This is a genomic window from Pandoraea cepalis (assembly GCF_902459625.1).
GTDB classification, from domain to species: Bacteria; Pseudomonadota; Gammaproteobacteria; order Burkholderiales; family Burkholderiaceae; genus Pandoraea; species Pandoraea cepalis.
Genome location: NZ_CABPRY010000006.1, coordinates 106336 through 118805 on the forward strand (window position 1 = coordinate 106336; position 12470 = coordinate 118805).

The window sequence follows — 12470 nt, forward strand, 5'->3', positions numbered from 1 at the left end:
CTGTCATAGGATTTTGCTCCTGCTGGGGGCAATCGAACTGCGGTTGCAATACCAGAGTCGATGCACTTCTGCAGAGCGGGAACTCCCTGCTTGCCGCGCGCGGTCAACTGTTGCCCGGCGGCTTTGGCCGAGCACCTGTCGAACGCCGCGAAAAGAGCGAAGACCGTTGTACCTTGAAAGCTGCCGTTAGCCGGACGAGAGGGCGAACGGCAGAGGGGCGAACTGGGACAGCCGACCCGCCTGCGAAATCGTGTTTCCGATTTGTTGGCCCCTTGCATTGCAGCATTCAATGAGGGCATCAACCAGCGAATGCGGGCACCCGAAAATCTCTCAGTTTCGAGCGCCTATCTGCGAGCGCCGAATGCCTGCCGCATCTGCCTTGCACGCTCAAGTTCGTCGCCGTGCAGGTACATGGACGTGGTGGCGATCGACGCGTGGCGCAGGTTGTCGCGCACGGCGGTGAGCTCAGCCCCGCGGGCCAGTGCGTGGCTGGCGTGACTGTGCCGCATCCAGTGGGGCGTTGCACGGCGCAGCTTCTCCGCCGCCACTGGGTGATCGGCTTCGATGGCGTCAGCGGCCTGCACAAAGAACCGCCGCAGCAAGCGCCAAAGATGAGCACCGGAAATGCCGACGGCGCCATCCTCGCCCAAGCTGCCCACCACGGGTGTCTTCGGGTTCCACCGCTCCCGGCTTACAGGCAATTGACGTTGCACCAGGTAGTGGTCGAGCGCCGTCGACGCGAGCGGCGGCACGGCAACCTTGCCTGGCTTTCCACCTTTGCCGACCAGATGCAGCCAGTGATCGCCGTGCTCGTCGAGCCGGACGTTAGCAAGTGTGGCTCCGACCAGTTCGCTGGCGCGCAGACCCGTCGCATAGCCGAAGTCGAGCAGAAAGCGTAGGCGCTGCGCCGCCGGCTCGGACCAGCCGTAGGACCACTCCAGACCGTCCGCGATGGCCCGCAGCAGTAGCCATTCCCCTTCGGTAAAGCCTCGAGCCGTATCCAGCGCCGGTCGCGAGGCATGGCCGCGAACCTTGATGCCGGCAAACGGGTTGGCCAGCACGTAGCGCTGCTCGATGAGCCACCGGAACAGGGCCGACAACACCGTGAGCGCATAGGCGGCCGAGCGTGCCGACAGGCCACCTGAGAAGGGGCGCCACTCCACCGAGTCACGCGGCCGCGGCGGCCCAACCCAGCGCTCGCGCGGCGTTGGGCGCCGAACGAAAGCCCGGTACGCGATGGCATCATCGGTTGTCAGCGACGAGAGCGCCCGACCCCGCTCGACAACTGCCCAAAGGATCAGCCGCTCGGCTTCCTTGCGATACGCGCGCTGCGTGGCGGCTGTTTCGTGGAGCGATAGCCAGGCGTGTACCGCCTCATAATCGTTCGTTGCGTTCAGCGTGCAGGCCTCGCGCGGTGCGCGGAAGCTGCCCTGCGAGCCATCGACATCGCGCGGCACACGCAACTGCTCCCACGGCACGATGCCGTGGGGATGGCTGACGACAATCAGAGCCCGGGCGCGATCGGTCAGGCGCGGATGTGCGGCAAAGAAGGCCTCTACCTGTCGGGCGCCGGTCATGCCAAGCCCATCGATCGCTTTCCACCAGCCACGCCGGCGCGGGATTCTGACGGTCAGTTCCGAGAGTGTGCGGATGCCGTGCGCCTGCAGCGCCCTGACGGCCCTTGGCGAGAGCCATAGATCGATGTCGTCGCTGATTTCTGGCTGCGGAGTCGGCAACGTTGACAACAGCCGGATCGCGTGTTCGATGGCACCGGCACGTCCGTGCCGCTCTAAGGGGGCGTGCAGAAACACATTAGCCAGATCTGGTCGGTGGCGGCTGTTAGCGAACACGATGAGTTGCCGACGGATACTTCCCAATATCCCGCGCGCGGATTGGCCAGCGGCCTTGCGAGCCCCCAGGTAGTGCTCGACAGCCACGCGGGAACTGAGCCCTGCGTACCAGCCACGCAATGCAGCCAGCGAGTCGGCATCCGGGAAGCCGGTCGGAGTGGAAGCAGTGGTCTGGCCCGTTTTCATGTGGATCGGTTACGTTGCAGAAAACGCATAACGCGATAATACCCATTATCTCAGCACGACGATATAGACTGCACAATTTTCACAAACCTTACCCACGGAAATCGGCGTAGCGCCCCCCGCTGGAATCCGTTTTTTCAAGGAATGGCATGCCACGTCGTACCGTACTCTCCAACACCGAGCGAGAAAGTCTGCTTTCTTTCCCGGACAGTGAGGACGAGCTCATTCGCCACTACACGTTCAATGAAACGGACCTTGCACTAATCCGGCAGCGTCGCGGCGCTGAAAACCGGCTCGGGTTCGCCGTGCAGCTCTGCTACATGCGCTATCCCGGCATCATGCTGTCCGCCGGCGAGGAACCACCCCAAGCATTGCTCGAGATGGTAGCTCGTCAGCTACGCATCGCGCCATCGCATTGGGAAGACTACGGAAGGCGCGATAAGACCCGTAGAGAGCATCAGGCAGAACTGCAAGCCGTGCTCCAGATGCGTGCTTTCACAATGGCCGACTATCGCGCAGCAGTGCAGGCACTCGTCGAGCTAGCGCAGCAGACCGACAAGGGAATCATCTTGGCCACAGCACTGATCGATTTTCTGAGGCAGCAGGCGTTGCTGCTCCCCGGCGTCAACGTAATGGAGCGCATCTGTGCGGAAGCCGTGACGCGAGCAACTCGTCGCATATACCAGGTCTTGACCGAACCGCTCACAGATCACCACCGACATCAACTGGATCAACTTCTGCATCGCCGGCCCGATGGGCGCCTAACCTGGCTTGCCTGGCTGCGCTTACCTCCGGGCAAGGCCAGTTCTCGCCAGATGTTGCAGCACATCAATCGCTTGAAGATGCTACGAGCGATCAACCTGCCAGATGGAATCGAACGACTGGTTCACCAGAACCGGCTGCTCAAGATTGCCCGCGAGGGGGCCCAGATGACACCCTATGACCTTGCGAAATTCGAGCAACAACGCCGTCACGCAACGCTGACCGCGATCGTCGTTGAGGCTCGTGCAACGGTGACCGACGAAATCGTCGACCTCCATGACCGTATCCTTGGACGGCTGTTCAATCTGGCAAAGAAGAAGCACCGCGAGCAGTTTCACCTGTCAGGCAAGGCGCTCAACGACAAGATCCACCAGTACTCGAAGATCGGCCGCGCCCTTCTGAAGGCCAAAGAGAGCGGCGGCGACCCATTCGAGGCGATCGAAGCTGTGATGCCTTGGCACGTTTTCACGAAGAGCGTCTCGGAGGCCGAACAGCTTGCGCAGCCAGAAACCTTCGATTTCCTGCATCTGGTTGGCGACTACTTCTCCACGCTGCGTCGCTATGTACCCGAGTTCCTCGACATATTGAAACTGCGTGCAGCGCCGGCAGCCAGGGACTTACTGGCGGCGATCGAAACGATCCGGACAATGAACGCCAACGACGCCCGTAAGGTCCCGGCCGACGCACCGACCTCCTTTATCAAGAAACGTTGGGAGCCTCTGGTACAGACCAAGAACGGCATCGACCGACGGTTCTATGAAATGTGCGCACTGTCCGAACTGAGGAACCGCCTGCGTTCCGGTGATATCTGGGTTGAAGGATCGCGGCAATTCAAGGACTTCGAGGAATATCTGCTGCCGACCGAAAAGTTCGGTGCGCTTAGGGAGAACCGCTTGCTGCCACTGCCGGTAACTACCGATTGCGACCGTTTCCTGGAAGAGCGGCGCCGGCTACTGGAAATGAAGCTGGCCACCGTTAACCGGCTTGCCGCCGCAAAAAAGCTGCCGGATGCGATCATCACTGAGTCTGGCTTGAAGATCTCGCCGCTCGACGCCTCTGTCCCGATGGAGGCACAGACATTGATCGACCAGACGTCCCTCATGCTGCCACGCGTCAAGATTACCGAGCTCCTGATGGAGGTGGATGCATGGACCGGATTCACTCACCATTTCACGCACCTGAAAACCGACGAGCCAGCCTCCGATAAAACGTTGCTGTTGACGACGATTCTTGCCGATGCCATCAATCTCGGACTGACCAAGATGGCAGAATCCTGTCCCGGTACCACGTATGCCAAGCTGGCGTGGCTGCAAGCCTGGCATATCCGGGACGACACATATTCGCAAAGCTTGGCAGAGCTGATCAACGCGCAGTCGGCGCATTCATTTGCCGCGCATTGGGGTGATGGCACGACCTCGTCCTCAGACGGTCAGCGTTTCAAGGCCGGCGGGTGGGCCGAGAGCACTGGCCACGTCAACCCGAAGTATGGTTCGGAGCCCGGCCGGATGATCTACACCCATATCTCGGACCAGTATGGGCCATATCACACCAAGCTGGTGAACGTCGGCGTTCGTGATTCCACCTACGTACTTGACGGCCTGCTTCATCACGAGTCAGATCTGCGAATCAAGGAGCATTACACGGATACCAACGGCTTCACCGACCACGTCTTTGCCCTGATGCACCTGCTCGGGTTCCGATTCGCGCCCCGCATTCGCGATCTTGCGGAAACAAAGCTGTATATCCCAGGTAGCCCAGATGACTATCCGGCCGTGGCACCGATGATTGGCGGCACGTATCGGGAAAACCTGATCCGGTCTCACTGGGACGAGATTCTCCGCCTCGCTACATCTATCCGGCAGGGCACAGTCACAGCCTCCCTGATGCTGCGCAAGCTTGGCAGCTATCCTCGGCAGAATGGCTTGGCCGTCGCGCTTCGCGAACTCGGCCGCATCGAGCGGACGTTGTTCACCCTGGACTGGCTTCAGGATCTCGAATTGCGCCGCCGCACGCATGCTGGTTTGAACAAGGGGGAAGCCCGCAATGCGCTTGCGCGATCCATCTTCTTCTACCGTCTCGGCGAAATACGCGATCGCAGTTTCGAGCAACAACGGTATCGCGCCAGCGGACTAAACCTGGTGACTGCGGCGATCGTTCTCTGGAACACCGTCTATCTTGAGCGCGCTGTGCAGGCAATGGAGAGCCGCGGCATGCCGGTCGATCCGGCGCTGTATCCCTATTTGTCGCCCTTGGGGTGGGAGCATATCAACCTGACCGGCGACTACGTGTGGCGCATGAGCCATAAACCGGAAGCAGGAAAGTTCCGCCCCTTGCGGCGTCCAGCCGAGCGCTAACTCGCGTGGTCTTAGAGGGCAATATTTTCCGAATTCTGAAGCCGCCCCTAATATGCAATTCCACCTGTGAGGTTCAGATGCGTGGCATCGTTGTTTCGGTATAACGGAACCCCTTCGGATGAAACGTTGCAGCTACCGCCTGCGCACGTTATCCCGAAAGTGTGCAGAACCTTGACGTTGGGCACGGCAGAGATGACCGGGCCGAATACGGAGCGGTTGGCATCGCGAAGGCCGTAAGTGAGTTCGACCGGGAAGGTGCAATCCCGCTGCTCGGGGCTGAAAACGAGGCGATTGTACAGTTGGCAGTTGACTAGCTTTTCTGGAATGGATGGCACATCGTCGAGTAACACGATCTTCTTGCCGCTTTCGGATAGCTTGCGAAACGTCGACTTCATGTCGGTGGTCATTTCGCCAGGCTTGAACCGCGAATTGATATCGTCAGAACCGTAATACGAAGCCCAGGTTGCTGAGACAAAAACCGTATCGATGTCGTTCGATCTGAGCAAGTAATTCATGACTTTGGCATTGAATTTTCTGCAATCGACGTCAAGCTGCTTGCCGTTTGCCACGCCCGGGTTTTCAACGGGTGGGCAGGCCGGTCGGGTTAGATCGTGAATCGAGTAGTTGTACTCCTTACCCAACTGGTCGAAAAAGTACACAAACTGGTATGCGTGCGAGTCACCCCACAACACTGCCTTTCGCCCATGAGGGTTGCCTACTGAGCATGTCTCCGGCGCGCTGACTTCGGTCTTATCCCAACACGCTCCACCACGTCCGCCAACCCAGTCTGCATCAGTAGCCTGAGCATAGACTTTACGAAATCCTTCGGGAAAGAGCGGCAAGAAGTTGCCGGTCGAACGGCCGATGCCCACGAGAGATATAGCGACAAGCATGGGCATCGCAATGAACGCGATCGCCGCCCGTGTCTTTTTCATGGGTATATACCGGAATCTCGACTCAATATGCAGGTACGTCAGGTGCGCAAGAATCAACGAGATGCCTATGCAGACCGTCGCGGACAAGGTCGAGGAGAACCCGAGTCGGTGCGATGCGAAGAGTACGGGCCAGTGCCACAAATACAGGCTGTATGAGCGCTGACCCATCCACACCATCGGCTTATTGGAGAGGATACTAACGCCCCATGCCCCCGAACCGCCCGCAATGATGAGAGCCGTCGCCCCGCACGGAAGCAACGCCCAAACGCCTGGGAATGGGGCCCCGCCCATGGTCACCGCACAAGCTCCGAGCGCGCAGAGACCGCCCCAGAGGTAAGCCGACTTTGTGACCTTCGCGCAGGGTAACCGATGAACAATTAGTGCCAGCAAGATGCCGATAAGAAACTCAAAGGCACGGTACTGTGCGAAAAAATAGCTACTCGGGAGCCCTTTTGCGCGGGCGATTTCTGCCCAAATCAGCGACGCACACGCCAACAGACCAACCACGGTAACCCGCCCCCTCGATCCCATGCGTCGAAGTGACACCAGCAAGATCGGTAGGACAAGATAGAACTGCTCCTCCACCGAGAGCGACCAGGTGTGCAGAAGCGGCTGGTGCGCAGCATCCGCGTCGAAGTACCCGGTTTGCTTAGCGAGGTAGATGTTCGAAGCCAGGGCCGTCGCATACGCGAAGTTCTTCGCCACTTCCATCGCATCGTCGGGAATCAGAAACAATACGCTGAAGAGGAATGTCGCGAGTAGGACTGTAAAAAGCGTCGGTACGAGTCGCTTGGCTCGTCGAACATAGAAGTCGGAAAAGGAAAAAGATCCGTCAGCAATGTCACGCAGCAGGCTTCTCGCTACGACGTACCCGGAAATTGTGAAGAAGACGTCGACACCAATGAAGCCGCCCGCAAATGGAGCAAACTTGGCGTGGCACAACAGGACGAGTGCTACGGCGATGGCTCGAAGGCCGTCGATGTCGGGGCGGTAAGCCCCAAACGATTGTTTTGACATTCGTTGTTGATCAGGCGTCTATTGCGCCTGATTGCCCCGTAAGCGCCTCAAAGACAACGAGACGCTTGAATCTGATCAAGAATTAGATTGACACTGCTTAGAGGGTTATTTCCCTTTGACGAGGAAGCGGTTTCGATCCTTCCCTTTGATCCAGCCAGGCTCGCGGCCCAATCCGCTCCACGTCGAGCCAGATTTCGGATCGATGTACCTGGCTTCAGCCTTGCGCTTGAGCTGCCGACCTGCAGCCAATCCTAGATCGCGAGCAGTCAGTTCGTATTGCGCAATAAGCGTCTTTACCTCGGCAATGATTTTCGAGACTTCCGCTGACTTCGCCTTTTCAATCTGTGCGTCCAGCTGCAGCCTCTGCGCGAGAAGTTCCTTATATGTCGCCATCGTATCGCTCGATCAATGAAGTCGGTGGGTAAATAGGGTTGCAGTCACTAGCTCAAGGTAGGACAACTGACAAACTTGTCGGCAAGGAGTCAGGATTATATCCGGTAGCGTGCTAATAGCAAAAAATATATGCTTTTCGTGCAACTCTGTTGACATTCTAATATGAGTGGATTTGTCCACGACGAGTGAAATTTCCTCTACGGGCGTTCATGCGGGCTCGAACAGCGCGCGCCGCTACTTCTACTCGTGGTGTTACGTTGTGCGCGACGAAATGCACGATGTCTAGGGCGCAGCTGGCCGGCTAGGTGTTCGAACACAATTCACGTGTGCGGGAGTCGGTATAGTCGCGCAAAGTTGAAGCTGCTGCGATGATAACGATAAGCGCCACGTACAATGATACGGTGGCCTTGAGGTTGAACGTTTCAACGGTCAGGCCGAAAACTGCGAAGCAGACGGTAACCGAGAGCCCCAATAGCCCTGCCTTATGCCGCAACTCACTAGCGTGAGGGTCGCGAGCTGCGCGCCAGAACAACAGCGATGGTACGAGGTAGAGCGATAGCATTACCCCGAGACCTAGTAAGCCGTAGTCGGCCCCATATGCCAGCACCTGATTGTGAACCTCCCCTTCGCCAGCAACGCCGGCGATCCTCGTCACGGCACCTCGCTCGATTTCGATAGGCATCAACCTCTTGAAGCCGTCTGCGCCGAGTCCAAACATCGGCGCCTGAGCGATGCCTCTGGTTGCGGCTTCGTATAGCTGCAGTCGTACCCCCACTGATGTATCGCGTTGACCGGCAACGTATCCGGTAAGGTCGGTGTATATCTCATCCACACGGCCTCTCACAAAGGGCGAGACGGCAAAGATCATTAGGAGGATGGCGGCCATGCCACTGACGAGTGCGGCTTTCAATTTCCATGAATGATTGCGACGCTGAACTGCCATGTAGACAAGTCCAACGACTGGGATGGCGATCCATCCACCCCTGGACCCAGTTAGGAAGGAGGCGAAGAACGCGCTGCCCACCACCGTGAGTCGAAGGGCAGTGATAACAGCGGCATCTTTCCGGTTGACCGAAATGAGTGTCATGATCGCAAATAGCAATGCGACGTCACCAAAATGGATGGCGTTCATGTAATAGCTTTCCATCCGCATCTTTCCCCACTCGTGAAATTGGGGAACGAGCACGAGCAAGCATGCGATGCCTCCGCATGCAATTGCCCAATCAAAGTAGCGAAACGTGGATAGTTCGGTGCGCCGCAAGGCCAAGAAGACCGGGATACCAATGAAAAACCTAGACGGCGAATCCAGGGTCCGCCAAATGATCTCGCCGTGGATTACCTCGGAAGCTAAGGCAACCATCAGGGGGGCGGCAAGGGCTAAGCACAATGCCCATTCTTCACGAGTCAAGCTCTCCATGGCATCGCGACGATTCAAGGCCAGCGCGAATGAGGTTGCGGCAGCGGCCAGCAGCAATAGTGCGCTGGTGCCGCCTTCAACTAACGCATATGCCGTCGGTGTGGCGAGAACAAAAACCTGAATCAGTCCACGAAATGAGGCCATGAACCAGCGTGGCGTCGCAAAAACTTTGGCCGGAATATTGTTCATTGTTGCGCTAAGAGCTAGGCATCCCATTCGCGGAGCTTCGCCCCGTCAACGGCAACGCCTTTTGTAAATAAGCCTAACTATAAGTTTGCTCTGTGACCTGCAAATACAGACAACGACATTGGGCCCGAAGTGTCTCACAAAAAGTCTGTTTGCCCGAGTGATCCATTCATTCAGCGTTTCCGGCATTCCAAAGGTGGGAGGCTAGTCGACCTCTCTGGGATATCCGGACGCGGTAGATTCCCCGGCCCTTGTGCGGAGAGTGATGAAGTCCGTTGCGAAAGCTGGGCGTTTCGCACGCGTCGGTACCAATTCGACAGCGTGGTTGCAGCCTGTGGCGCGTCCTTGATTCCGGATCAATACCACTGGTTATCGAGAAGTTGCCGTGTTTCGGGGGATCTAATCAGTCAAACAGCCCCAAAGACGCGCTTTCCGATAACACTCAAGTTACCTGCAGCGGCTGCAGCCAGGATAGTCGCCTGTTTGAACGTGGCAATTACGGCCAGTCTTTCAGCGGCTTGATGACCCTCATCATCATTGTCGCGCCAACGTCGGATTTGGACTGCGACCATGCCCCTGAGATGTACTCCGAGGCGCTGACACGCTTCGTTCACGCAATTTTCGCAGCAATGACTGCTCGGTTTCGAGCGGTAGGTGACTACGACACGCGCAAGCACCGTTTTCGCCGCCGCACCAATGGCGGCGCTATCCCGCTGGGATTACCTGCATAAGCGGCTTGGTCTTCGGCGACCTCCCCGGTTAGATGCTGCTCTCGCATATGCCCACTGCAGGGATCGGCGACGCGAGAGTAGCTATAAGCGTGTAGCCAGGATACTGCTCGCGGGCAGTGCGCGAAAAGCTCGCTACGGCCGTCTCGCTATCGTCAGCGGTGACGACGCTATGGATCGGCTTGATGACGTCGGTCGTGCCATCTCGGCGCAGTACACCGGATACGATGAACCGTATCGGCTGATGCACATTCCATCCGACCCGTGCGTCGCGATCGCGGGCCAAAGCCGGAAGTGGGGCGACGAGCCGGCGGAACATATGGCCGCGAGAAAAGCGACCCGGAGCGCCAGTCCGACGTGGGCTGCTCGAGCGGAGCCGAAAAGTACCTGCTTCATGCTAAATCTCCAACATCATTCCGTGTAGCCCTCGAACCACCTCGCAAGGTGCCATTTGGGAAATCGCGCCAGAAGTACCCGGAGCGCACCGATTATTGCTAAGCCTAGGGGCGAGCTTCTTTGTCCAGCATGACCAGATCGATTTACTCGAGGCGATCGCGCAAGGCCAGTCCCGACGGCGTAGCGCGCCAGCAGCCTTGGCCGTCACTCGTCGCAAATCCAGCTCGATACAGCGCTTGCATCGTGTCGAGATTGGCGACGCGCGTGCCGTTCAACATCACAGCAGATCCAGCACCAGGCACCGCGATCCAACCGTGCGACAGCCATGACATTACTCGCGATTGCGCGGGTGATAGCTTCGGTGAATTCGGCCCCATGGATATCCTTTGTCAGTGCTTGGGTGGTCGACGGTCACTCCGCCCAGTCAGCAGGTTGAATCGATCCAACCACGTGTGGCTCTTGGCGTCGCATTCGGCAGCGCGCTTCTCGCCGCTGCGTTTGCGAGCGTCATTGGCGTCCGTCAGACAACTCGACGCCAGAGCATGTCGTTTTCCCATTCAGGGAAGAATCGAAACAAATTTTTCGCAAAATTTTCCGACGGCTTGCTCCACCTCTGCGCGCTTGCTCAGATCAAATCCTTCTCGCTCCGCGAACGCGCGGAACATGGGCGTCCTGTCGTCTCCCAGGGCGTCCTTCACGTGCGCGACTTCTACGGAGATCGAGCCGGCAGAATCGAATTTCTCGACGATACTCACGTCCAGTACGCACTTCCGTTGCGGTGCTTCCATGTCCTTGATGCTCCATGCAGTCGACTACGTGTTGATGCAATCGGGTGCCAGTCTGATTTCCCGTGCCGGACGGGTCAGCGCTTTTTCCTACCTACCGAACACAATGCCTCGTCGGCGCCAAACCTGCGGTAAAACAAGCGCCGCAGCCCACACCCAAGAAGCCTTCGCTGATGTTGGACGCGGGCTAGATCACCATTTCCGGCTATCGCGATTCAGGGTGTTGGATCGTCTGCCTAATTTGCTCCGTCACCGCGTCGTAGGTATCCACACACGCCTCAGCAATTTCTTGCTGCCGGTAGTTGTACCGGCATATTGCCTCGCGCTGCGGCCTGAGAGGGGTCTTGCAAGCATCTTCCATCGGAGTGCTGCCCACGTACTCGAAGTTGTCGTGCTTGCTGGCACTTTGCTCGAAGCGACCGTATTTGAGAGAGCAAAGCGAATCTCTGTCAGTAATTGGCGCCGCTGCAAGGGAAGAACCTGTGGCTAGGGTAAGGCTCAAAATGATGGCGAAATGGCAACGCATAGCGGATCACCCGTTTTTTCAATATGGCTTACGCCGCGATCACCGAATCAAACACATCCCCGCGACTTTCGAGGCATTCGTGTCGAAAGTTGCGGTGTACTCGCACTCGGCGGCGCTTCCCGACCGCTCGATCAAGCAGTCCGCGAAATCAGCCTTTGCAGATGCCACGAAAACACGAAGTGCTTTTCGCACCGTGTCCGCACCTTCAACGACCAACTCTTTTGTGGCGATCATCGAATCTATGATGTCCTTCATCTGCTCGCGATCGACACCATAACAGCACCCGAGCACCCACACGAGCTCGATCAGTGCGACCTGAGAAACATATCCCTGCCGCTCGGTCGACAATGACTCCATTAGTACGGTCGCCTTCTTTGACTGCACAGCGTCGTCCTGAGCGAAGTAGCGAATTAGAACGTTCGTATCCAGTCCGATCATCGAGCAGATGCTCCCTGCTCGGAGATGGCGTGATCCATGTCCTCGATTGACACGGATTTGGCGGGCTTCTTCACGATACCCTTGAGCGACGTGAGCGTGCGTGTTGCCGGATAAACCTCGTACCGGCCGGTCACCTCATTGAAGCTGAATTCGATGCGGTCGCCGGACACCAAACCAAGCCGATTTCGGACGTCCACCGGGATCGTCACCTGCCCCTTCGATGTGATTGTTGCCGCCGTCATATTGCCCCTCCAGAATTCCTTACTTTATGGTAAGGCGATGAGGAATGCAAGGCTCAAATTCTCTTCCCTCACGACGATACGTCCTCACCACATTGCTCGACAGACTATCAATCCGCAGCCGAGCGCGGCCGAAGATTTTATGCCACCGTCCTCAATCATCCCTTTTCGTCGGGTAGCGCTGCATTTCACGTCGAAACTGCCTTTCCGCTGCTTGCCCTTGGTGGGCGCCTCGTGGCTGTGATGCCTGGATCATTCAGG

At 57.8% G+C, this 12470-nt stretch carries 9 protein-coding genes; 2 read left to right on the top strand and 7 right to left on the bottom strand.

Annotated elements, in window-relative coordinates:
• Positions 1–344: 344 nt before the first annotated feature.
• Positions 345–2036: a site-specific integrase gene (locus PCE31107_RS14260; RefSeq protein ID WP_048994454.1), complete on the bottom strand. Its 1692-nt coding sequence runs from the start codon at positions 2034–2036 to the stop codon at positions 345–347.
• 146 nt (positions 2037–2182) lie between these two features.
• On the opposite strand from PCE31107_RS14260, the gene PCE31107_RS14265 reads away from it, so the two are divergent.
• A complete protein-coding gene (locus PCE31107_RS14265; RefSeq protein WP_048994455.1) occupies positions 2183–5149 on the top strand; it encodes a Tn3 family transposase in 2967 nt (988 codons plus the stop codon).
• Positions 5150–5196: 47 nt separating this feature from the next.
• Here PCE31107_RS14265 and PCE31107_RS14270 read toward each other — a convergent pair whose 3' ends face one another.
• The 3 genes from PCE31107_RS14270 to PCE31107_RS14280 form a co-directional block, all read right to left on the bottom strand.
• Positions 5197–7101 carry an acyltransferase family protein gene (locus PCE31107_RS14270; protein ID WP_150609224.1) on the bottom strand — a complete coding sequence of 635 codons (1905 nt, stop codon included), beginning with the start codon at positions 7099–7101 and terminating at the stop codon, positions 5197–5199.
• Positions 7102–7206: 105 nt separating this feature from the next.
• A complete protein-coding gene (locus tag PCE31107_RS14275; protein WP_150609226.1) occupies positions 7207–7494 on the bottom strand; it encodes an H-NS histone family protein in 288 nt (95 codons plus the stop codon).
• 301 nt (positions 7495–7795) lie between these two features.
• Positions 7796–9100, bottom strand: a complete 1305-nt coding sequence (locus PCE31107_RS14280) for an O-antigen ligase family protein (RefSeq protein ID WP_174966669.1) — start codon at positions 9098–9100, stop codon at positions 7796–7798.
• Between the two features lie 518 nt (positions 9101–9618).
• Between PCE31107_RS14280 and PCE31107_RS14285 the strand changes: the two genes are divergently transcribed.
• Positions 9619–9828, top strand: a complete 210-nt coding sequence (locus tag PCE31107_RS14285) for a hypothetical protein (protein WP_150609230.1) — start codon at positions 9619–9621, stop codon at positions 9826–9828.
• Between the two features lie 950 nt (positions 9829–10778).
• On the opposite strand, the gene PCE31107_RS14295 is transcribed toward PCE31107_RS14285, so the two are convergent.
• From PCE31107_RS14295 to PCE31107_RS14305, 3 genes are all read right to left on the bottom strand, one after another.
• Positions 10779–11009, bottom strand: a complete 231-nt coding sequence (locus PCE31107_RS14295) for a hypothetical protein (protein WP_150609234.1) — start codon at positions 11007–11009, stop codon at positions 10779–10781.
• A 562-nt stretch (positions 11010–11571) separates the two neighbouring features.
• Positions 11572–11970 carry a type II toxin-antitoxin system VapC family toxin gene (locus PCE31107_RS14300; RefSeq protein ID WP_150609236.1) on the bottom strand — a complete coding sequence of 133 codons (399 nt, stop codon included), beginning with the start codon at positions 11968–11970 and terminating at the stop codon, positions 11572–11574.
• Positions 11967–12212, bottom strand: coding sequence for an AbrB/MazE/SpoVT family DNA-binding domain-containing protein (locus tag PCE31107_RS14305; protein WP_150609238.1), 246 nt, complete (start codon positions 12210–12212; stop codon positions 11967–11969). The genes PCE31107_RS14300 and PCE31107_RS14305 overlap by 4 nt, the downstream gene beginning before the upstream one ends.
• Positions 12213–12470: the final 258 nt, after the last annotated feature.